General features: G+C 64.0%; 17 protein-coding genes. 12 read left to right on the top strand and 5 right to left on the bottom strand.

The annotated features are described in order from the left end of the window. Positions 1-34: 34 nt before the first annotated feature. Genes flhA through EJ903_RS06055 form a run of 5 tightly spaced genes read left to right on the top strand, consistent with a single transcriptional unit; the run spans position 35 to position 6,304 of the window. A complete protein-coding gene (gene flhA, locus EJ903_RS06075; RefSeq protein ID WP_174237255.1) occupies positions 35-2,218 on the top strand; it encodes a flagellar biosynthesis protein FlhA in 2,184 nt (727 codons plus the stop codon). 45 nt (positions 2,219-2,263) lie between these two features. Next, positions 2,264-3,355 (top strand): flagellar biosynthesis protein FlhF, encoded by a 1,092-nt coding sequence (locus EJ903_RS06070; protein ID WP_126613146.1) that lies wholly within the window; start codon positions 2,264-2,266, stop codon positions 3,353-3,355. Next, the gene (locus EJ903_RS06065) at positions 3,352-4,158 is read left to right on the top strand and encodes a MinD/ParA family protein (protein ID WP_126613144.1); all 807 of its coding nucleotides are present in this window, start codon (positions 3,352-3,354) and stop codon (positions 4,156-4,158) included. Before EJ903_RS06070 ends, EJ903_RS06065 begins: the two co-directional genes overlap by 4 nt. 8 nt (positions 4,159-4,166) lie before the next feature. Continuing rightward, the gene (locus EJ903_RS06060) at positions 4,167-5,954 is read left to right on the top strand and encodes a hypothetical protein (RefSeq protein WP_126613142.1); all 1,788 of its coding nucleotides are present in this window, start codon (positions 4,167-4,169) and stop codon (positions 5,952-5,954) included. Continuing rightward, complete coding sequence (locus tag EJ903_RS06055; protein ID WP_126613140.1) at positions 5,951-6,304, top strand: hypothetical protein; 354 nt, start codon at positions 5,951-5,953, stop codon at positions 6,302-6,304. The genes EJ903_RS06060 and EJ903_RS06055 overlap by 4 nt, the downstream gene beginning before the upstream one ends. Positions 6,305-6,420: 116 nt before the next feature. Here the strand turns inward: EJ903_RS06055 and pgmG are convergent, their stop codons facing one another. The 3 genes from pgmG to galU all read right to left on the bottom strand — a co-directional run bounded on the left by pgmG (position 6,421) and on the right by galU (position 10,207). Beyond that, positions 6,421-7,824, bottom strand: coding sequence for a phosphoglucomutase/phosphomannomutase PgmG (pgmG, locus tag EJ903_RS06050; protein ID WP_126613139.1), 1,404 nt, complete (start codon positions 7,822-7,824; stop codon positions 6,421-6,423). Positions 7,825-7,853: 29 nt separating this feature from the next. Continuing rightward, entirely contained in the window at positions 7,854-9,206 is a 1,353-nt protein-coding gene (locus EJ903_RS06045; protein ID WP_126613137.1) for a UDP-glucose dehydrogenase family protein, read from the bottom strand. Positions 9,207-9,337: 131 nt separating this feature from the next. Next, entirely contained in the window at positions 9,338-10,207 is an 870-nt protein-coding gene (gene galU, locus EJ903_RS06040) for a UTP--glucose-1-phosphate uridylyltransferase GalU (RefSeq protein ID WP_126613135.1), read from the bottom strand. Positions 10,208-10,486: 279 nt separating this feature from the next. Here galU and EJ903_RS06035 point away from each other — a divergent pair, with 279 nt between their 5' ends. The 3 genes from EJ903_RS06035 (at position 10,487) to EJ903_RS06025 (ending at position 13,454) form a co-directional block, all read left to right on the top strand. After that, positions 10,487-11,188, top strand: coding sequence for an RluA family pseudouridine synthase (locus EJ903_RS06035; protein WP_126613133.1), 702 nt, complete (start codon positions 10,487-10,489; stop codon positions 11,186-11,188). Positions 11,189-11,265: 77 nt separating this feature from the next. Continuing rightward, positions 11,266-12,510 carry an O-antigen ligase family protein gene (locus EJ903_RS06030; protein WP_126613131.1) on the top strand — a complete coding sequence of 415 codons (1,245 nt, stop codon included), beginning with the start codon at positions 11,266-11,268 and terminating at the stop codon, positions 12,508-12,510. After that, entirely contained in the window at positions 12,507-13,454 is a 948-nt protein-coding gene (locus EJ903_RS06025; protein WP_126613123.1) for a glycosyltransferase family 9 protein, read from the top strand. Before EJ903_RS06030 ends, EJ903_RS06025 begins: the two co-directional genes overlap by 4 nt. A gap of 15 nt (positions 13,455-13,469) precedes the next feature. Here the strand turns inward: EJ903_RS06025 and EJ903_RS06020 are convergent, their stop codons facing one another. Then, entirely contained in the window at positions 13,470-15,080 is a 1,611-nt protein-coding gene (locus EJ903_RS06020) for a glycosyltransferase family 39 protein (RefSeq protein ID WP_126613121.1), read from the bottom strand. A gap of 236 nt (positions 15,081-15,316) precedes the next feature. Between EJ903_RS06020 and ilvD the strand changes: the two genes are divergently transcribed. Both ilvD and EJ903_RS06010 read left to right on the top strand, forming a co-directional pair. Next, positions 15,317-17,182, top strand: coding sequence for a dihydroxy-acid dehydratase (gene ilvD, locus EJ903_RS06015; protein ID WP_126613119.1), 1,866 nt, complete (start codon positions 15,317-15,319; stop codon positions 17,180-17,182). Further along, positions 17,145-20,537, top strand: a complete 3,393-nt coding sequence (locus tag EJ903_RS06010) for an AAA family ATPase (protein ID WP_126613117.1) — start codon at positions 17,145-17,147, stop codon at positions 20,535-20,537. The genes ilvD and EJ903_RS06010 overlap by 38 nt, the downstream gene beginning before the upstream one ends. 422 nt (positions 20,538-20,959) lie before the next feature. Here the strand turns inward: EJ903_RS06010 and EJ903_RS06000 are convergent, their stop codons facing one another. After that, positions 20,960-21,181, bottom strand: a complete 222-nt coding sequence (locus EJ903_RS06000; protein WP_126613113.1) for a hypothetical protein — start codon at positions 21,179-21,181, stop codon at positions 20,960-20,962. A 178-nt stretch (positions 21,182-21,359) separates the two neighbouring features. On the opposite strand from EJ903_RS06000, the gene EJ903_RS05995 reads away from it, so the two are divergent. Further along, the gene (locus EJ903_RS05995) at positions 21,360-22,220 is read left to right on the top strand and encodes an N-acetylmuramoyl-L-alanine amidase family protein (RefSeq protein ID WP_342772057.1); all 861 of its coding nucleotides are present in this window, start codon (positions 21,360-21,362) and stop codon (positions 22,218-22,220) included. A 197-nt stretch (positions 22,221-22,417) separates the two neighbouring features. After that, the gene (locus tag EJ903_RS05990; protein ID WP_246015237.1) at positions 22,418-23,011 is read left to right on the top strand and encodes a BON domain-containing protein; all 594 of its coding nucleotides are present in this window, start codon (positions 22,418-22,420) and stop codon (positions 23,009-23,011) included. Positions 23,012-23,014 lie beyond the last annotated feature (3 nt).

Raw genomic sequence — 23,014 nt, 5'->3', positions numbered from 1 at the left:
TCCTGGTCCACCGGCTGAAGGGCGGAGTTAGAGCATGGCCTTGACCGAACACAACCCCGGTGGATCCGGCGGTCCCGGTGGATCCGGGAACATGGCTGCGTTCGGCGAAATGTTCCAGGTTGCCAAGGCCTCGTTGAAGCGTGGCGACGTCATCATGGCCATGGGCATCATGATGATCGTCATTGGCCTGATCATGCCGTTGCCGTCGATCCTGCTCGACATGATGCTGGGAATCAGCGTCACCGTGTCGATCCTGATCCTGATGGTGACGCTGTTCATCACCCGGCCACTGGATCTGTCCTCCTACCCCACCATTCTGCTGATCACGACGCTGCTGCGGCTGTCGCTGAACATGGCGTCGACCCGTCTCATCCTGACGCATGGGCATGAGGGCACGGCGGCAGCAGGGCATGTGATCGAGGCGTTCGCCAATTTCGTGATGGCGGGCGACTTCATCATCGGTGTGATCGTCTACGGCATTTTGACGATTGTGAACTTCAAGGTCATCACCGCCGGTTCGGGCCGCATCGCCGAAGTGGCGGCGCGTTTCACCTTGGACGCCATGCCCGGCAAGCAGATGGCCATCGACGCCGATCTGTCGGCGGGCATGATCGACGAGGCCACCGCCCGCGCCCGCCGCAAGGAGTTGGAGGACGAAAGCGCCTTCTTCGGCTCCATGGATGGCGCGTCCAAGTTCGTGAAGGGCGACGCCGTCGCCGGTTTGATGATCATGTTCATCAACATCATCGGCGGCGTGTCCATCGCGGTCATCCGCCACGGCATGCCGGTGATGGAGGCGCTGGACACCTTCACCAAGCTGACCATCGGCGACGGTCTGGTCTCGCAGATCCCGGCGCTGGTCATCTCGATTTCCTCGGGCTTCCTGGTGTCGAAGGCCGGTGCCGGCGGATCGACCGACAAGGCGGTGGTCGGCCAGTTGACCGGCCACAGCTCCGCGCTCGCCCTGTCGGCGGGCGCAATCCTGGTTTTGGCGCTGCTGCCCGGCATGCCGATGCTGACCTTCGTGCCCATCATCGCCCTGGTTGGCGGTGCGGCGTATTACCTGCCCAAGCTGCGGGCCAAAAAGGAGGCGGAAGAGGCCGAGCGCGCGGCGGAGGAAGCGGCGGCGGCGAGTTCGGCCAGCGGCGGTTTGGGGCCGGGCGGCGCGCAGATGGCCGACGAACCGATCGCCACCGCGCTGGCCATCGACCTCATCCGGCTTGAGTTGGGCTATGGTTTGCTGTCGCTCATCAACCAGCCTCAAGCGGGCAGCCATCGGCTGACCGATCAGATCAAGGGCTTGCGGCGGCAGATTGCGGGCGAGGTCGGTTTCGTCATGCCGGCCGTCCGCATTCAGGACAATCTGCAATTGCCGCCCAACAGCTACGTCATCCGCATCAAGGAGATCGAGGCCGGGCGCGGCGACATCCGCCCGACCATGCTGCTGGTCATGGATCCGCGCGGCGACGCGATGAGCCTGCCCGGCGAAACCACGGTGGAGCCAACCTTCGGCCTGCCCGCGATCTGGATCGAACCCGGCTATCGCGAAGAGGCGCTGTTCAAGGGCTACACCGTCGTCGATCCCTCCACGGTGGTGACGACTCACCTGACCGAACTCATCAAGGACAACATGCCGGAGCTGTTGTCCTTCACCGAAACGCAGAAGCTGCTGGACGAAACCGACAAGGAACACCAGAAGCTGATCGCTGATGTGGTGCCGAATCAGATCACTGTGGGCGGATTGCAACGGGTGTTGCAGAATCTCCTTGCCGAACGCGTCTCGATCCGGGATCTTCCCACCATCCTGGAAGGAGTGTCCGAAGCGGCCAGTCAGACGCGCAGCATCACCCAGATCACGGAGCATGTGCGTTCGCGCCTGGCCCGGCAGATCTGCGACACGAACACGAACGAGATGGGTTTCATTCCCCTCGTCACCCTGTCGCCCGAATGGGAGCAGGCGTTCGCGGAGTCGCTGGTGGGTGATGGCGACGACCGGCAGTTGACGATGGCTCCCTCCCGCCTGCAGCAGTTCATCACCTCCGTCCGTCAAACTTTCGAGCGACACGCCATGATGGGCGAAAGCCCCGTTCTTCTGACCAGCCCGCTCATTCGGCCCTTCGTCCGCTCGATCGTCGAGCGGTTCCGGCCGACGACCGTGGTCATGTCGCAGAACGAGATTCACCCCAAGGCGCGGATCAAGACCCTGGGGCAGATCTGACATGGTGCGACCCGCTCTTCCTCCGCCTGATCGAAGGCTCCGCCGATGCGGCTGAAGTCCTTCCACGCGAAAACCATGTCCGAGGCCATGCGGATGGTGCGCCAGTCGCTGGGCGACGACGCCATCATCGTGGCCACGCGCGAGGAGGAAGGCGGCGGGGTCCGCGTGACCGCCGCTGTCGAGGAAGACGATCTGCCGGTTGCGCAGGAATCGCGAAGCCGCCAACCCAGCAAACCGGCCAAGCCGGTTGAACCCGAAATTGATGTGGGCGAGGCGGTTGCCGACGCCCTGCACCGTCACGGCGTGCCCGCCGCCCTGGCCGAACAGTTGATCGACGCCGCGTCGAACCTGGACACCGACGATCCCTGTCTGGCGCTGGGATCCGCCATCGATTCCATGTACAGCTTCAACCCTTTGCCTGATGGCCGAACGGCGGTGAAGCCCTTGGTTCTGGTGGGGCCACCCGGCAGCGGCAAGACGCTGGTGGCGGCGAAGCTCGCCGCCCGGGCGGTGTTCCGCAAGCGGTCGGTTGGCGTCATCACCACCGACACGGTGCGGGCCGGTGGCGTGGATCAGCTCGCCGCCTTCACCCGCCTGATGAAGCTGAAGCTGGCGACGGTCGAGGATCCCGATGCGCTGACCGGGGCCTACGCCGTTCACAGCAAGACCGACCTCGTTCTGGTGGACACCGCCGGGCGCAACCCGTTTTCGGAAGAGGACATGGACGATCTGCGCGCGCTGCTGTCGGCGGGCGAGGTTGAGCCTGTTCTGGTCCTGCCCGCCGGTCTGGACGCGCTGGAAGCGTCGGACATGGCGTTGGCCTTCAAATCAGTGGGCGTGCGCCGTCTGCTGGTGACGCGTCTGGACATCGCCCGCCGTTTGGGCAGCCTGCTGGCCATCGCCCATCGGGCGCGCTTGTCCTTCTGCGACGCCAGCGTGTCGTCCAAGGTGGCGGAGGGGTTGACCTCGCTCAACCCGATGGCGCTCGCCCGCATGATCATTCCCCCCGCCGAACCGGCGGAGGCGGAGGAGCGGGAGCCGCAACCGGTCTCCCGCACCAAGCCCGCCGTACGCCCCACCAAGCCCGCAACCAAGGCCAAAGCTGTCAGTTCGCCTGCGTCGAGGACTCTGCCATGAACGATCCGGTGTTCCCGGCCGCTGCCGCTCTCAAGAACGTTCGCCCCCTGCGCGGCGTCAACGTCATCGCCGTGGCCAGTGGAAAGGGCGGTGTCGGCAAGACGTGGTTTTCCATCACGCTCAGCCACGCCCTGACCCGCGCGGGCCTCAACACGTTGCTGTTCGACGGCGATCTTGGTCTCGCCAACGTGGACATCCAGCTTGGATTCTCGCCAAAGAATGATCTGGGCGCTGTCATCAACGGCGAGGTCACGCTGGCCAAGGCGGCGCAGCGCTTTGCCGACACCGGTTTTGACATCATCGCCGGTCGATCCGGGTCCGGCACCTTGGCCCAGTTGCCCAGTCAGCGCCTGTCCAGCCTGCGCAACGATTTGTTGGAACTGGCCAAGGATTACGACCGCGTGGTGATGGATATGGGGGCTGGGGTGGATCGCACCGTCCGCACCCTGTCCGGTCCGGCCGGTGTCACCCTGGTGGTGACGACCGACGAGCCGACCTCGTTGACCGATGCCTACGCCTTCATCAAGCTGACCCACACGACCAATCCGTCGGCGGATCTGCGCATCGTCGTCAACATGGCGCAGAGCGTGAAGGATGGGGAGCGGACCTATGGGACGATTCTGAAGGCCTGCCAAAACTTCCTGAAATACAAACCGGCGTTGGCCGGGATCATTCGCCGCGATCTGAAGGTGCGCGACGCCATCCGCAACCAGACACCGCTGCTGACCCGGTCGCCGAGCAGTGATGCCGCCCGCGATGTGGAAGCCATCGTTCAGCGGCTTCTCGCCAGTTCACCGACGTAACCGGAGCGATGGGCGGGGCGATCCCATCGTCGCCGTCATCGGCGGCTGCCACGGCGGGGACCTCCTCCTCCACCGCCGCGCAGACGCCGGTGGCCGAGGCTTCGGTCGCCAAACTGCCGGAGCGGCTGCAGGACATCGCCCGCCCGGTGGTGTTGACCGGCACTGTGGCCGGAGAAACCCCGGACGGGTTGACCCGCGTGCGCACCGCTGCCGGAGAGGTGGTGCTTGACAGCCCGACACCGCTGCCTGTGGACAAGCCCGTCACGCTGCAAATCACTCCGGGCAGCGCGGTCGGCCAAGCGGCCAAACCCACCGCCCTCATCCTTCTGCAAGCGACCACGACAACCGCCACAACCGGCGGCTCAGCAACGGCGGCAACCGGCAACGGTGCAACGCCCGCTGTGCTGGTGCCACCCCCGACAGCGACCGTATCGGTTCCGGCCCTGCCGCTGTTGACGGCGGGAACGGTGGTTCCGGCGCTTGTGTTGGCGGCGGCAACGTCCAGGCCAACCCCGGCCCCGGCAGCCACCACACCAACCACAGCCACCTCAGCCATGACGGGAGGAAGCGCTGCCACAACGGTCGGAGGCTCCTCGGCGCCCCCCAATGGCGCGGCTCCGGCAGCCCCAGGGGGAGCGGCATCGGCTTCATCGCCGACGTCATCCACTCCCCTGTTCGACACCCCGGTCGAGTTGGGCGGTGACGCCGCTCATCCGGGGGCGGAAACACCGACGTTGAAACCACCGCCTGCCGAGTCCCGTTCGGAAGCCCCAGACCTGCCGCGCGGTGCCACCGTGGCGCTGAAAATTCTGACCGTGACCCTGCCCCACTCACAAGGAACCAACCCGCAGGAATCGCCGTTTGACGGGCGGCAGTCCGGTCAATCCTCGCTCCATGGTGGTCAGGGAACGGCCGATCCTGGTGATTCAGCCCCGGACACCCAGGTCCTGCATGGGACGGTCGCCGGTTCCACGCCGCAAGGGCAACCGATTCTCGCCACCAAGCAGGGCATGCTGGCGCTGAACGTTCCGGCCAGCCTGCCGCAGGGCACGACCGTCACCGCCGCCTTGACCGACCGCGCTCAAGCCGGTCAGGCGCTGGCCCCACCGGGTGGTGATCCCTTGGCCCCGATGACGGAGCGCGATTGGCCCGCCATGCGTCAGGTGATGGCCGCGCTGATGAACAGTGACCCTGCGCTTGCCCGCTCCTTGCAGACGACGATGCCCCAGCCCAACCGCAAGCTGACCGCCGCGCTGAGCTTCTTCATGGCGGCGATCCAGGGCGGGGGCGCGCGTGCTTGGTTGGGGGAAGACGCGGCACAGGCGCTGGAGCGGTCTGGCCGCCGTGATCTTCTTGCCCAGTTGGACAAGGAGTTTGAGAGTCTGAAGCAGAACGCCGCCGATCCTTTGCCCGGCGATTGGCGGCCCTTCACCCTGCCGATGCTGGACAGCTCTGGGGTCAAGCCGATCCAGGTCTACGTCCACCCCCTCAAGGGCGATGACGAGAAGGCCGAAGGCAAGGACAAGACCAAACCGGGCAGCCGTTTCCTCATAGATCTGGAGATGAGCCGCCTGGGGCCGATGCAGTTGGACGGGCTGGTCCGCCCCAACCACTTCGATCTGATCCTGCGCAGCCACACCGCCCTGCAACCAGACCTCAAGGTGCAACTGATCCAGGTCTTCGCCGACAGCGTCCGCGCCGTGGGCTACACCGGCGGCCTGTCCTTCCAATCCGGGGCGAAGAGCTGGGTCAAGCTGACGCGCGCCGGGCGCGGCGCGCTGGGGGTGTCGGCGTGAGACGGGAGGCGCTGGCGACGGCCCCATCCCCGGACAGCCGTCATGATTTTCTGGTGGAGTTGCGCGGCGAGCCATTGCCCGGATCGCGCTTGCTCATCCGCATGGTCCCGGATCGCCTGATCCTGGAGGCATCCGGCTTCGCCGCCTATCTGGGGCATCCATTCGACGGCCTGTCCAGCCCGGAGGCTTTGGCGGTCGCCATCCTCGACGATCTGAACAACGAGCTTGTGCCGCGGTGGGTCGAGGTGACGGTCGAGCGGGACGATCCCATGCCCCACCGCGTGGTGATCGAAGACCGGCAACCCACCTGGGACAACCCGGCGCTGCTGGCCCGCCTGCATCGCCCGTAACGCCACCGGGGGATCGAAGACCCGCTCGTCGCGCACGAACAAAAGACCCGCGTCCGAAGCGGACGCGGGCTTTTTTCATGCAGGCACCGGGATCAGCGTCGGTTCGCAACGCCGCGTCAGTGCGCCGTTCCGCCGCCATCGAAGGACGGGGCTTCGATGCCCGAAGCCAGAAGCTGTTCGATCAGCGCGGCCTTCAGACGTTCCAAGCCCTCTTCACTGAAGGCTTCGGCGCGGGCGACCAGCACGTCCTGGGTGTTGGACGCGCGCAGCAACCACCAGCCATCGGGGGTGGTGACGCGGACGCCGTCGATGTCGTTGACGTTGGCTCCTGCCGCCGTCAACCGGCCCTTGACCTCCTCCACCACCGCGAACTTGCGCTCTTCGCTGGTCTGGAAGCGGGTTTCCGGCGTGTTCAGCATGTCGGGCAGGCCATCGCGCAGCGCGGCCAGCGTGGTGCCGCCCTTGCTGACCAGCCCGACCAGACGGATGCCGCAATAGAGCGCGTCGTCAAAGCCATACCATTTGTCGGCAAAGAAGATGTGGCCTGACATCTCACCGGCCAACGGCGATCCTGTTTCCGCCATCTTCGCCTTCAACAGCGAATGGCCGGTCTTCCACATCAGCGGCACGCCGCCATGCTTGGCGATCTCGTCGAACAGGGCCTGGCTGGCCTTGACGTCGGCGATGATGGTGGCACCCGGATGGCTCTTCAGCACCTCGGCGGCGTAGAGCGCGACGAGCTGGTCGCCCCACACCACGCGGCCCAGATGATCGATGGCCCCGATGCGGTCGCCATCACCGTCAAAGCCGATGCCCAGATCGCAACCGTGCTCCGCCACCGCCTTTTTCAAATCGACAAGGTTCTTTTCCACCGTCGGATCGGGGTGGTGGTTGGGGAAAGTGCCGTCGATGTCATCGAACAGCAGGATGTGCTTGCCCGGCAGCTTGGCGGTCATGCGGCGCAGGATCTCGCCGCTGGCCCCGTTGCCCGCGTCCCAGGCGACGGTCAGGTCACGCAGACCGTCGTAATCCTTCAACAGGCGGGCGACATACTCGTCCTGCACGTCGATCTGTTCGGAGGAGCCTTCCCCAACCTCCCAATCGGCGGCGGCGGCGAGCGCGCCCAGTTCCTGGATCTGCTGGCCATAGACCGGTCCCTTGCCCAGCATCATTTTGATGCCGTTGTAGTCGGGCGGGTTGTGGGAGCCGGTGATCATGATGCCGGCCGCCGCTTCGCGGTCACGGGTGGCGAAATACAGCATCGGCGTCGGGCCGAGGCCGATGCGCAGCACATGCAGGCCGGTGGACATCAATCCTTCAACCAGCGCCTCTTCCAGCGTGGGCGAGGAGAGACGGCCGTCGTAACCGACGCAAACGGTCTTGCCACCCTTGCGCACGACCACGGTGCCGAAAGAGCGGCCCACGGCCAACGCGTCGGCGGGGTTCAGGGTCGAGCCGACGATGCCGCGAATGTCGTATTCACGCAGCACGGTGGGATGGAAAATATGGGCGGCGCTCATGTTGTTTTTCCTCCGTAGGGCGCTGTCGTTCAAAGCGTGGACTGGGCCGAGGAGCCGGTGGGCTTTTCGGCCGATCCATCGGGGCGACCGATGGAGCTGTAGACGAAGCCAGCCTGAGCCATGTCGGCGGGGTTGTAAATGTTGCGCAGGTCCACCATGACCGGAGACTTGAGCAATGCCTTGATGCGGCGGAGGTCCAGCGCGCGGAACTCGTTCCATTCCGTCAGGATGGCCACGCAGTCGGCCCCGTCGATGGCGGCGTAGGCGTCTTTCGCCCAGGCCACTCCGGGCAGCAGTTTTTCCGCCTCATGCATCGCCGCCGGATCGTAGGCGCGCACGGATGCCCCGGCGGCCAGAAGGGCCGGGACGATGTCGAGCGATGGGCTGTCGCGCATGTCGTCGGTGTTGGGCTTGAAGGCCACCCCCAGGACGGCGATGGTCTTGCCGGTCACATCCCCGCCGCAGGCGGCGATGATGCGCTGAGCCATCTGCTTCTTGCGCTTGTCGTTGATGTCCACGACCGTTTCGATGATGCGCAACGGGCTGCCCACCTGTTGGGCGGTGCGGACCAGGGCCAGCGTGTCCTTGGGAAAGCAGGACCCGCCATAGCCGGGGCCGGGGTGGAGAAACTTCTTGCCGATCCGCCCGTCCAGCCCGATCCCGCGCGCCACGTCATGGACGTTGGCCCCGACCTTTTCGCACAGGTCGGCGATTTCGTTGATGAAGGTGATCTTGGCGGCCAGGAAGGTGTTCGCCGCGTACTTCGTCAACTCCGCCGTTTCCAGCGAGGTGACGACGATGGGCGTTTCGATCAGGTAGAGCGGACGGTAGAGCCGCCGCATCACGTCCGCCGCGCGGTCGGAGGTGGCCCCGATCACCACACGGTCGGGCCGCATGAAATCGCCGATGGCCGACCCTTCGCGCAGGAACTCCGGGTTGGACGCGATGTCGAACTCAGCCTTCGGCGCGGTTTTGCGGATGATCGCCTCAACCTCGCGCCCGGTGCCGACCGGCACGGTCGATTTGGTCACGATCACGGTGTAGTGGTCGAGGTTGCGCGCGATCTCTTCCGCCGCGCCATAGACATAAGAGAGATCGGCGTGCCCATCGCCCCGGCGCGACGGCGTGCCCACGGCGATGAACACAGCATCAACGCCTTGCATCGCTTCCTTCAGATCCAGGGTGAAGGACAGGCGGCCCGCCGCGACGTTGCGCGCCACCAGATCGTCCAAGCCCGGTTCATAGATCGGAATTTCGCCACGCTTCAGACGGTCGATCTTGTCGGCGTCCTTGTCGACGCAGGTGACATGAACGCCGAATTCCGAAAAACAGGCGCCGGACACGAGGCCGACATAACCCGTTCCGATCATTGCGATGCGCATCGTGTGCCTCTTGTCTCAACCATCAGTCGGTCGCCCTGAGGGCGGGTTTGGAGCATCGCCCAAACACAGACGCCCACCGCCGTTCGGTTCAGAAACGGCGGCGGGTGCATCTGTCCACTCTTCTCGCAGGATCAGCAATATTTCCGCAGCATCTCGCGCACCTTGTCGGCCATGTCGGGCCGCTTGAGCGCGTAGGCAACGGTCGCCTCGATGAAGCCAACCTTGTCGCCGCAGTCAAAGCGCGTGCCTTCGAACCGCAACCCGTGGAAGGGCTGGTTGCCGATCAGCTTGGCCATGGCGTCGGTCAATTGGATTTCGTTGCCCGCTCCACGCTGCTGCAACTCCAGATGCTCGAAAATCTCGGGCTGGAGAATGTAGCGACCAATGATCGACAGGGTGGAAGGCGCGTCTTCGGGCTTGGGTTTTTCGACCAAGCCGCGCACGGTGGCCAGACGACCATCGTCCCTCTCAACATCGAGAATGCCGTAGCGGCTGGTGTGTTCGCGCGGAACATCGACCACGGCGACCACGTTGCCGCCGACCTCGTCATAGGCCTCGACCATCTGCTTCAGGCAGGGGGTGTTGCCCTGGACGAAATCGTCGGGCAGCACGATGGCGAAGGGATCATTGCCGATGACCGCGCGGGCGCACCACACGGCGTGACCAAGACCCAACGGAACCTGCTGGCGGGTGTAAAAGCAGCGGCCCGGCGCGATTTCGCTGGCGCGCACCTCTTCCAGGGCGTCGGCCTTGCCACGCTCTTCCAGGGTGCGGTTCAGTTCGGTGTCGGCGTCGAAATGGTCTTCGATGGCGCGCTTGGACCGGCCGGTGACGAACACGAAATCCTCGATGCCAGCCGCCCGCGCCTCTTCCACGGCGTGCTGCAACAACGGACGGTCCACCAGAGGCAGCATTTCCTTAGGGATCGCCTTGGTGGCGGGCAGGAAGCGCGTGCCCAGACCAGCGACGGGAAACACCACCTTGCGCACGGGTTTACGCATTGAGCTTCTCTTATCGTTGAAACAGTTTCTTCACAGATCGGATTTCGACCAGCTTGGTGCCAGCGCCGCCGCTCTGTCGGCTTTCTGCCACGCCTTGGCATCAGGCGCAACAAACCTTCCAAAGACCAGCGTGACCACCACCATGACACCACAAACACAGGTCACGCGCGATTATTCCAGCGTCCGGTCACGCCGCGACACCGTGACACCCTTCGTCATTGCACGCGTTTCATCGGCTGTGGGGTTGCGCGGACGACCGCCTGCCGCCATGGTGCGGCGATGATGCCCACCTTGACCCCCGACTCGCTGCGCGCCCGCGTGCTGTATGATGATGCTTGGCTCTGCGTGATCGACAAGCCCGCCGGGCTGGCGGTGCACAAGGCCGGAAAGATTGTCGATCATCTGGAACTTTATCTCCCCGCTTTGGCGGACGCCAACGGCGACGCACCAAAACTCGCGCACCGGCTGGACCGCGACACGGCGGGTTGCCTGATCCTGGGCAGGACACCGTGGGCGCTGAAGCGCTTGGGCGCGATGTTCGCCGCCGGCCATGTGAGAAAGACCTATTGGGCGGTGGCCGATGGGGTGCCGGACCACACCGAGGGCGTGATCGACCTGCCGCTGCGCAAGGTGATCGAACCCGGCCGCTGGACCATTCAGACGGATCCGGAAGGTCAAACGGCCATAACGGACTACCGCGTGCTGGGTGTCGACGCGCAGAATGGCCGGTCATGGCTGGAACTGTCGCCGCGCACCGGTCGGACCCACCAGCTCCGCGTGCACTGCGCGGCCATCGGTTGCCCATTGGTGGGGGAGCCGTTTTATGGACCGGAGCGTTTGCCCTTCGGCAATCTGCACCTTCTCGCCCGCTCGTTGGCGTTCCAGTTGGCCCATCAACACCCGGCGGTCGCGGTGGTCGCTTCCCCACCGGCGCATATGGTCGCGGCCCTGACCGCCTGCGGTTGGTCGCCAACCCCATGACTCTGGGCCGGTTGCTTTCTCCGCAGGAGTTCTGTTAAGTCGCGACCGATCCGCCGCCACAGCCCGCTCGTGTGTCCATGGCCATCCCTTTGTCGCGTCACACCGCCCCCGATGGCGTGCCCGAGCGCCTGTTGTGGGCGGCCAGCGGGTTCATCGCGGTGGCCCTTGGCCCCTTGGCCGCCTTGGCACCGCGTGGTTTGCCGGTCTGGGCCATTCTCACCGCCGTGGTTGCGTTGGCCGGTTTGATCCGGCGGCAGGCGTTGGGACGTGTCGCGCGGGCTGCGGTTCCAGCGGTTCTGGTCGTGGCCTTTCTGGTTCTGGCGCTGGTGTCCACCTTGTGGAGTCCGTCACCCCGATCCGTTCCCACCGTGGCCGAGCTGGGTTACATTGCCCTTGGTGCGCTGCTTGGTGGGGCTTGGGTGTCGCAACTGCCCGGTGTCGAGGCGCTGCGGCTGGCCCGCCTGTTCCTGATCGGCCTTCTGGTGGGCGTTGCGGTGTTCGGCAGCGAGATCCTGCTGAATTTTCCAATCTATCGCTGGTGGAACGGCAGCACGGCGGAAGAGGCCGCGATCATCCTTTACACCAACGTTCCCAAGCGGAGTTCCGCCCTGCTCTGCCTGCTGGTCTGGCCCGCAGCTCTGGTGATCGACCGGCTGCTGAGCCGAGGCAACTGGGCGCTGGCGCTGCCGGTCGGGTATGCCGCGTTCTGCCTGCCCTTGACCAGCCGTTCGGCAACGCTTGGAATTGGCATCGGGTTAGCCGTTTACGGGTTGGCCCGTTGGTCGGGGGTGATCGCGCGGCGGCTGATGGGGGGCGTGCTTGTGGTGGCCTTTGTCGCTGTGCTGCCGCTGGTTCTGCTGTTTGACCGTGGGTTGGATCTGACACGAGCGCCCTGGCTCTTCACGTCGGCCCAGCACCGCATCGAAATTTGGGGCATGGCCGCCACCCGTGCGCTCGACACGCCGCTGCTGGGCCAAGGCATCGACGCGTCACGGGCGTTGCCGCCGCATGGCGAGGTGTCGCGCTTCTCCCCCATCACCGACAGCTTGCTGCCGCTTCACCCCCACAACGCCTTTCTCCAGGTCTGGCTGGAACTGGGTGGCATAGGGGCCGGTTTGGCGCTGGCGTTGGCCCTATTGCTGCTCAACGGTGTCAAGCGGATGGAGCCGGGCGACCAACCCTTTGCTCTGGCGCTGTTCGCGACCAGCCTGGCGATGATCAGCACCGCCTATGGCGTGTGGCAACCCTGGTGGATGGCCAGTTTTCTGGCCGCCGGGTTGACGCTGCGTTTGGCGGCCCGGATTCCGGCGGACAACCGATGAACGGCACCCCTGCCTTCAATCCCGTCGCGCCCCGACGGATCCTCGTCATCAAGCTCGGGGCGTTTGGCGACTTCTTCCTCGCCCAGACCAGCTTCGCCGCGATCCGCCGCCATCACGCCGGGGATCACCTCACCCTGCTGACCATTCCATCGCTGGCACCGCTGGCCCGGATGAGCGGCCTGTTTGATGAGGTTCTGGAGGACCCTCGCGAACGGTCGCTGTCGGCCTATCTGGCCATCCGCCGCACGCTGCGGGCCGGGCGGTTTGACCGGGTGTATGATTTGCAGGCGCAAACCCGCACCGACCTTTACCATCGGCTGTTTTTCCCCGGTCCCTGGCCGGAATGGTCGGGCACGGCCAAAGGTGCCTCACACAGCGACCGTTACGATGGGCGGCGCAAGGTGTCTGTGCTGCAACGCTACACGCGGCAGCTCGCCCCTTTTGGCATCGTGCTGGAGGAGGCCCCGGATTTGCGTTGGCTGGACGCCGACATCGGGCGTTTTGCCATCCCCACCCCCTTCGCTCTGCTGGTCCCCGGCTCCTCTTCCGGACGGCCGGACAAGCGGTGGCCGATGCGGCGCTATGCCGAGGTCGCCAACGCGCTGGTTCAGCGGGGGGTGACGCCGGTCGTGATCGGCACGGCGATTGAGGCCGACATCGCGCGCGCCATCGCCGACCTCTGCCCGCAAACCGTTGACCTGACCGACAAGACCAGCGTGCCGGAGTTGGGTGGTTTGGCGCGGCGGGCCTGGGCAGCGGTCGGCAACGACACCGGCCCGACCCACCTGATCGCCGCCGTCGGTTGTCCGACCGTCGCCGTCTTTTCCGACGCGTCGAACCCGATCCACAGCTCTGGTCCGCGCGTCATCGTTCATCACCGCCCGGAGTTCGACGCCATGGATTGCGCCGGGGTGATGGACGCCATCAATCAGGCCCGCGCCTGACGGTCCCTCGCCGGTTCAGCGGCAGAAGGGGAAAGGCTCAACGCGCGGCATGTAGGTGGGAATCCATTCGCAGTGGCTGGTCGGATTGGGGAGCTTGCGCGTTTCCCGGATTGGCCAGATGTGTCCGGCAACGATGACCAATGCCACGGTGCCGAGAATCCAGCGCCGTGCCCGTGGGGAGTCCAGCAATCCGGGCATCCGCGCCAACACCCAGGCGGCGGACAGGATCGCGAGGGGATCGGTGTAGGCGGCGTAGGCCCGCTGGAAACCCCGCAACGAGAACAGCGATTCCAACCCCCAGGCGGTCAGCAGCAGGAACAGCGCCTGAATCGCCACCAGCCGCTCGCCCCGCCGCCAGAGAAACGCCGCCCCCACCAGGGCGAACCACTCGACCACGATGGTTTGCGGGATGTTGTCGGGGTGCAGGACAATCGTACGGATCGCCAGCGTCCTCCCGATGCCGTTGGCCAACAGGGCCAGCAGCCCCTCGCCCACCACCTGCCCTTGCTCCTGCAAGGCACTGGCGTGCCGCCAGGAGGTGAAGACAAACATGTGCTCGATGAAATTCGCAACGGCGATGGCGTTCTGCTGGTGATAACGGATTTCCAGAACCAGCAGCCCCAACGCCACCCCCAGAACCACCGCCGCCAGGGCTGCCAGCGTCCGGCGCAGCGGCACCCGCCAGACCCAGCCATGCAGCAGGACACCCAACGCCACCCACCCGGCGACCACCCCCTGATAGCGCCCGCTCAACCCCGCGCCGACCGGTTTGTAGGGGTAAACCGCCTGTCCCCAATCGGCGATGCCCTGCGCGATCAGATGAACGGCCGGGACCGCCGCCACCGCTGCCGCCGCCATCAACAGCCCCGTGCGTGACCACCCCCCGTCACCTCCGTAAGCCGTCTCGGATCGACGCCCAAACAGCAGCGCCGCGACCGGCAACCCCAGCGCCAGAAACACCGCCTGCACCTTGGTCGCCATCGCCAAACCGACCAGCAGCCCGGCCAATCCCAACCCAAGAAGCGCCCGCCCGCTGCGGTTGGACGGCTGACGGACCGCCACCAGCACCAGCAGCAGGGCGGTGACGACAAACCCCGCCGACAGCAGATCGGTGCGCATCTGCCGTCCCTGCGCGGTCAACCCGACGCCAAAGGCCAAGAGCAGCCCGGCCAACAGGGCGATGCGCCGATCCCCGACCAACGCACGCACCAGACTGGCGTAGGTCACGGCGAACAGGGCGGTCAACGCGATGGACAGCGCCCGCCCGGCTTCGATCAAGGATTGCCATGCCGCTGCGTTGGCCGTCGCATCGGCGATGGGGGGCAACGCCGACAGGTTGGCGACCGGCAGCAGGCCAAGCGCGTGCAACAGCCGATACCAGCCATCGATCACCAGGAAATAGACGTAGCCGGGATGGTCGAAATACTCCTGCGGCAGACCATCGGCAAACAGCAGGCCATGGTAGGCCAGCACCAAATCCTGATCCGCATGAACCCAGTAGGGCAATCGGAACCCAACCGTCAAAACCGACGCGGCCATGAGCACGCCCAATCCCAGACACAGGGTCCACCAGGGCGCGCGCGCCAACCGGTCCAGGGCGGAGGAGACGGCGGAAGCGTGTGTCATGTTGCGGAGCGGCCTGCAAAGGATCGGGTTCCCGCCTTGTGCCACGAGTCCGCCCCGGTTGGAACCCCGCCCGAATGGGCCTTTTGGTTTGCGCATGGCTGGGCTACGCCGGGCGGGGTGGGGCCGAGGGCGTTGCCGCTCTGGAATCACAGACAGGAGATTGCTAAGGTGCCCACCTGTTTCATCCCATTCCTTTCGCGAAACCGCACCGACGCGATCAGTTGAGGACACACCCCATGCCGCATTACCGTTCCCGCACCTCCACCCACGGCCGCAACATGGCGGGCGCACGCGGATTGTGGCGGGCCACCGGCATGAAGGACGGCGATTTCGGCAAGCCGATCATCGCGATTGCCAACTCCTTCACCCAATTCGTTCCGGGCCACGTCCATCTGAAGGATCTGGGCCAGCTCGTCGCCCGCGAAATCGAAAAGGCCGGTGGTGTGGCCAAGGAGTTCAACACCATCGCCGTTGATGACGGCATCGCCATGGGCCATGGCGGCATGCTCTACAGCCTGCCCTCGCGCGAGTTGATCGCCGACGCCGTGGAATACATGGCCAACGCCCATTGCGCCGACGCGCTGGTCTGCATTTCCAATTGCGACAAGATCACGCCCGGCATGCTGATGGCCGCCATGCGCCTGAACATCCCGGCGGTCTTCGTCTCCGGCGGGCCGATGGAGGCCGGGAAGGTCAATTGGCGCGGCAAGGTGAAGGCGGTCGATCTGATCGACGCCATGGTCGCCGCCGCCGACCCCACCGTCTCGGACGAGGAAGCGGCGGAGATGGAGCGCGGCTCCTGCCCGACCTGCGGTTCCTGCTCCGGCATGTTCACCGCCAACTCGATGAACTGCCTGACCGAGGCGCTGGGCCTGTCGCTGCCCGGCAACGGGACCATCCTCGCCACCCACGCCGACCGCAAGGAGTTGTTCCTCAAGGCCGGCCGTCTGGCCGTCGATCTCTGCCGCCGTTGGTACCAGGAGGAGGACGCCCGCGCCCTGCCGCGCGGCATCGCCACCAAGGAAGCCTTTGAAAACGCAATGACCCTGGACATCGCCATGGGCGGGTCCACCAACACCGTCCTGCACATTCTGGCCGCCGCGCAGGAAGGCGAGGTCGATTTCACCATGGCCGACATCGACCGGCTGTCGCGCCGCGTGCCGAACGTGTGCAAGGTCGCCCCGGCCATGTCAAACGTCCACATCGAGGACGTGCACCGCGCGGGCGGTATCTTCGGCATTCTGGGCGAACTGGACCGCGCCGGTCTGCTGAACCGCGACACGCCGACCGTCCACGCCCCCAGCCTGGGGGCGGCCATCGATCAATGGGACGTGGTCCGCACCGACGACGCGACCGTGCACACCCTCTACAAGGCCGCGCCCGGCGGCATCCCGACCGTTGTTCCATTCAGCCAGGAACGCCGCTGGCCGGAACTGGACCTCGACCGCAACGCCGGTGTCATCCGCAGCGTGGCGTCGGCCTTCAGCAAGGACGGCGGTCTGGCCGTGCTGTACGGCAACATCGCCGAACAAGGCTGCATCGTGAAGACGGCGGGCGTGGATGAGTCGAACCTGGTCTTCTCCGGCCCGGCCCGCGTGTTCGAAAGCCAGGACGACGCGGTTGCGGGCATTCTCGGCGACACCGTGAAGGCCGGTGATGTCGTCATCATCCGCTACGAAGGCCCGCGCGGCGGCCCCGGCATGCAGGAAATGCTGTACCCGACCAGCTATCTGAAGTCGAAGGGGCTGGGCAAGGCCTGCGCGCTCGTGACCGACGGGCGGTTCTCCGGCGGCACCTCCGGCCTGTCCATCGGCCACGCCTCGCCCGAGGCGGCCAGCGGCGGGGCCATCGCCCTGGTGGAGGAAGGCGACCGGATCGAGATCGACATCCCCAACCGCAGCATCCGTCTGGCGGTGAGCGACGAGGTCTTGCAGACCCGCCGCGACGCGATGAACGCCAAGGGTGTGGACGCCTGGAAGCCGGTTGCGCGCGAACGCGTTGTTTCTCCTGCATTGCGCGCATACGCAGCCTTGACGACCAGTGCAGATCGAGGCGCGGTGCGCGATGTCTCGCAAGTGGAAGGACTTGCCATTCGTCGTTGACAGTCATCACGCAACATTCTCAATGTTGCAAAGACAGAAAGCGCCGGGAGTATTTCCGGCGCTTTCTGTTTATATGAATTGCATACGCTGGTATGCAGAAATCGCGAGAGGTGAAAAAGAATCCGCGCTGTGGCGCTGGAATATCCACAAATCGAAAAATACATGCTCTAATATGTTAACGCGAATTCCGCAGGGGGCGGACATGGCGGCGGGCATGGCGGCGAACACCAAGACAACAGACGGCATCGGGCATCAGGCAACTCTTGCAGCAACGCGCCCCCTGCGGGGCAAGACTCCTGAGCGCAAGATCCTGACCACCGTGTTCGTCGACATCGTCAGTTCGTCCGCCCTGGTCGCCGGAAGGGATCCGGAGGACGCCGACCACACCCTGCTGACCATCCTGAACAGTCTGGTGGAAGCGGTGCCACGCTACAACGGCATGGTGTCGCAACTTCTGGGGGATGGCTTCATGGCCGTGTTCGGCGCGCCGAACGCGTTGGAAGACCACGCGTTGCGAGCCTGTCTGGCCGCGCAGGACATGGTTCGCTCCACGGTCGAGGCGCTGGACCTGCCCGATTTTCAGGTGCGGATCGGCATCAGTTCCGGCGATGTCATCACCCACGTCATGACCAACGGGGTCTGGGCCGATTACCGCGCGGTTGGGGAATGCGTGCATCTGGCCGCCAAGCTGCAACAGCGCGCCGAACCCAACAGCGCCCAGTTGAGCCGCGACACGCTTGATCTGGTTCCGGTCGGCGTCGCGGCGCGACCGATGGGCAGCCTGACGCTGGCCAAGGGCGCGCAACCCGTGCCGGTTTTTGCCCTGGAGGGCGCGCGGGCGATTCGCCGCACCGCAACCGATCTGCTCCGGTCCACCAATGCCCCGTTCCTGGGACGCCGCGACGAGGTGGCAACCATCTTCGCGCTGGCGGATCGGGCGGAAGCGGGCATCCCCTCCTCCCTGATTCTGCGCGGCGACGCAGGCATCGGCAAATCCCGCTTGGTCGGTGAGTTTTTGCGCGCGCCGCGCAGCCGAGGATGGACGGTGCTGCAATGGTCACAGATGCCGATCCGCCGCCTGGGCGATCCCGATGATCTGGAAGCGGTGGCGCAAAGCCTGGCCATTCAGGCGATTGGCGGAACCGTCAACGCCGCTGCGGAACTGGCCGCCGCCGCCGAGCGGCGGGCCGGGGTCCTGGCCGGGGACGCCATACGGCAACTGCTGGACACCCCGGCGCTCACCCCCCTGTGGGCTGGCCTTGACCCGATGGAACGGTTGAAATGGTCGATCGACGGCTTGGTTGGGGCTGTGCTCGACCTGTCCTCGCCGCAAGCGGTCAGCCAACGGCCAATGCTGATTCTGGTGGAGGACGCGCATTGGACCCGCCCCGTCATGGTTCGCCTGCTCGACGCGCTCCTGACCGCCTTGCCCGGCAGCCACAGCCGCCTGCTGCTGATCGCCACCACCCGGCCGCCGGACTTGCGCCTGGAGGACACGGCACCGCTGGGCTGGACCCCTCCCGCTTCGGTGCGCAGCCTTGACCTGACGGTTCTGAACCGCCAACAGGTTCAGGAGTTTCTCGATCATTGGCTTGGCACCGATTGGAGCCTGGCCCCCCTGAAACAGCAGGTCGCCGACCACAGCGGGGGCGTGCCGCTGTATTTGGAGGAGATGCTGCGGACTCTCGAGGCGAGGCGGGCCATCTGCGGTTCCCCCGGTTCCTATTGTCTGGCCGATCCCAGCACGGCCTTAAACCTGCCGCCCTCTTTGCAAAGCCTTCTCACCGCCCGCATGGATCTGATGGGTCCCGAACCCCGCCGCCTGCTGTTGAACGCGGCGGTCATCGGGCCAACCTTCGATGTCGGGCTGCTGCGGATGATGGAGGCAACACCGCGCGCCGATCTGCATGACCAATTGGGGTATTTGGAGCGCGCCGGATTCATCACCCGGACCCGCCTGCTGCCCAATCTGGAATACAGCTTCAATCACGCTCTGATGCGGGAATCAGCCTACAACACGCTGCCCATCAGCGAACGGAAAGCACTCCACGGACGGATCCTGCAGGCGTTGTGCCAGCGCCGTGACCATGATCTGCCCAACCGCTTGGTCCTGATGGCCCACCACGCCCTGAAGGCGGAGGAATGGCCGTTGGCCTATGCCTATGGCCGCAGGGCCGGGCAGCACGCGGAAGAACAGTCCAAATTTGAAAGCGCTCGACAGAATTACGAAGCCAGCACAGAAGCCTTGCGGCGTTTGCCAGAGACCAAACGCAACGTCTTGCGGATGATTCAATTGTCCATTGCATTGCCGCGCGTTCTGCTGCCATCGGGTGCAACGGACGTTCAGGAGGCCATCAACCGCGCAAAATCCCTCTCAAACAAACACATCAACCGTCGCGGATGCGCCCAAGCGTCCTCTATGCTGGCATCCTTTGTGTGGGCGGATGGGAGACTCGAAGAGGCGATTGGTTTGTGTCGTGAAGGGTTATCCGCCCTTTCAAACAGCGCAGAGCGAGACACACAAATTCAACTTTTGGTGCGGCTGGGTGGCGTGTTAATTGATAAAGGACATTTCGACCAAGCTTGCAAGACTCTTGAACAAGCAAACATTCTCATTGGAGATTCTGACTTGTTTGATCGATTCGGACTTGCCGCCTCGGCAGCCGTAACATCAAACAGCCTCCTTTCCCGCTCATTTTGTGAGATGGTTCATTACAAAGAGGCTCGGAAGCACGCTGAGTGCGCTATCAATATTGCCGATCAGTCTGGACATATTTTTTCGCGCATATTCTCTTATGTGCATTTTGCATGGATACTCCTGTCAGAAGGTAAACATGATCATGCGTACAAATATTTTTTTGAATCAAAAGAGCTTTGTAAACTGGCCAGATCCCCCCTTTGGCTTCCATTGATAAACGCTGGCTTGGGTTATTGTTCAGCTTTCCTGTATCGTGAAAGCGAAAGCCTGATGTTTTTCGAGGAAAGCTATCGTTGTTTCACTCGTCATGGTCGGTCAAAATCCGCCATTCATCCACGTTTGAGCCTGCCGCAAGTTCAATTATGGCATGCAGAAGCTCTCATAAAGATGGGGAAACCCGATCATGCGCTCAATCTCATAGACGAAGCAGAAAAAAACGCACTGCCAGCGAGTCAGCTTGCCCTTGTTGTCGATTGCAAACTTCTTCAAGCGTCTGTTTCCAACAGCGCGGTTGATGCACCCAATGTTTTTACTGCTTTGATCGAAGAGGCAATCCAAATTGCCACTTCATTGAACATGAAGGGTCGCCTTAGAAAAGCAAATGCATTACTTCAAGAAAAAGCCCAAAAACATGAAAGTTACGCCAGTTTTCGGTGATATTGACTTAACGCCATCGATTCCAAATCTGGTGAAAGACTGAATCGATGACGTCCTGCCTCGGGAGGACGTGAGAATCGGACGTCCGATCAGGTTGCGGGAGGATTTCGACGGGTCGGCGCTGCGGCGTCTGGAGCGCGCTTCGAAATCGGCAGCAAGCGATGATCAGCCTGCACCCGAGCCTCGCAGTTCACATAGCTGAAAAGACCTTCGCTGCGTTCGTTCGAGCCCCGCATCATCCCCTCAACGACCGCATTCTCTTCGAACAAAGAGAATCACAACCGGTTGGCAGGCCACAGCCATTTTTCCGCGTCCTGCGAGGCCACAGCCGAACGCATAGACACAATGATTTGGTTAAAGCAGCGCGCTTTCAATATGAAACACCACGCGCTGCTCTCAACCACCAATCATCAAGCGGACCGTCACACGTCTTGATAATGTTCCAACTCGCGTCGGAGGCTGGTCATCTCTTGCCTCAACCCGACAAGACGACTGGAATCGGGAACGGAGCGACGTTCCTCGCGTTCGAGTTCGTCTTCAACCTCGCGCTGTTCCTGGCGGATGATGTTGAACAGGGCTTTCCTTAACATCGGCACCTCCTGTGCTGATTGATAAATATTAGTCTTTTTTGCAACGTCCTTCAAGCAATGGTTTTCCCTGATCGGGAGATGAACAGGGTGTTTTCAACACCGTCGCAGATGAAGGGTTAATATTCACCCACGACAATCTCGTTCCAATCCTGCAAGCCTTGACAAGAGTTTGCGGCAACCCCATTGGTTAACAAAATATGGATGTTGCTTGTGTGGAATTCCGGCAAACCTGATGCAAGATGGTGTTCAACGAATGGACCGCAGACGACTGCTGGCGTTGGTCATAGGGGTGCCTGTGGCGTTGCGGTTGTGGGGCCCCGCCTCGTTGGCCCAATCCGCCGAACAGCGCATGGCAGGCCCACAATCGAGCAACAAACCACTGCCCCGCTCCCCCGGTCGACCGCCCCGTTCCCGACTGGTGATGCTGGATCCCGGCCATGGTGGTCCGGATCCCGGTGCCATTGGGTTGCACGGCACGCAGGAAAAAGACGTGACGCTGGACATCGCGCGTGAGGTGGCGCGCCTGCTGATCGACCGGCATCGCGTCGTCACCCGACTGACCCGCAGTGATGACCGTTTTTTGGCGTTGGATGATCGCGTGGCGATTGCCCGCAAGGCAGAGGCCGATCTGTTCGTGTCCATTCATGCCGACAGCGCACCCAATGTGGGGGCACGGGGCTTGTCGGCCTACACCCTGTCCACCAAGGCATCCGACAGCTTCGCGTCCCGTCTGGCCCAACAGGAAAACCAGGCGGATCGTTTTGGCGGGCGCGACAGCAAGGCGGGGCGGCAGATTGTGAAGGATATTTTGCGTGACCTGACGGCCAGGCACACCCGAAATGCATCGTTGGTCGCGCGGCAAACCTTGGTTCGGGGGGCGGGAAGGGATTTGCGCCTGCTGGACAATCCCATGCGCGCAGCCAACTTCGCGGTGCTGAAGGCACCGGATGTGCCATCGCTGTTGGTGGAAACCGGCTTCCTGTCCAACCCCCAGGATGAGGAGATGCTGCGCACGCCCGACGCCCGTCGGCGGGTGGCGCGCGTGCTGGCGCGGGAAATCGCCGCCGTCCTATCCCACCGTCAATTCGCCTGAATGCGCCACCATGTTCCTTTCGCAGGCGCGGCAAGTGCAACATCCGTGCATCACTTGAGGAGAAATCGACAGTGTCTCGGAAATCATCTCCGATTCCCCATTGCCAAGTCTCCCACACCATGACCTTTTCCCGCCGCCGACCTCGCAACCAGAGCGCGGGAACCGGTGGCGATGGACCGAGCAGGGGGAGGTCGGCTGTGGCGAGATTGAACCGTTTCGTGTCGCTTTTCGGAATCGCGCTGGTCTGCGCCGGAACCACGAGCGCCTGCACTCCGCTGCTGATCGGCGGGGTCGGAGGTGCCGCTGTGGCCGCCTCGGAGCATCGCGGGCTGAAGGGGTTCGCCACCGACACGGAAATCCGCGCCACCATCAACCATCTTTGGTTTCAGCACTCGGTGGATCTGTCCTCTGGAGTGACGTTGACGGTGGACCACGGTCGCGTGCTGCTGACCGGTCGGTCGCCAAACGAGCAGACGCGCCAGGATCTCGTCCGCTTGTGCTGGCAGGCGGATGGGGTCAAGGAGGTGATCAACGAGGTGTTGGTTGACTCCGGTGGCGGTGTTGTCGACAGCGCCAAAGACACCTGGATCACCACGCAACTGCGGACAAAATTGACCATAGATCTGGACATTCGCAGCCAGAATTACAGCATCGATACGGTTGACGGCGTGGTGTATCTGATGGGAACAGCCACGGGGCAGCCCGAATTGGATCGCGTGATTCAACACGCACGCTCTGTTCCCAATGTTCAACGTGTGGTCAATTACGTTCGCATCATCTCCAGCCTGTAAGAT

Source organism: Azospirillum griseum, from assembly GCF_003966125.1.
GTDB lineage: Bacteria > Pseudomonadota > Alphaproteobacteria > Azospirillales > Azospirillaceae > Azospirillum > Azospirillum griseum.
Note: the sequence above shows the minus strand (reverse complement) of the source record. Positions and strands in the feature narration are given on the sequence as shown.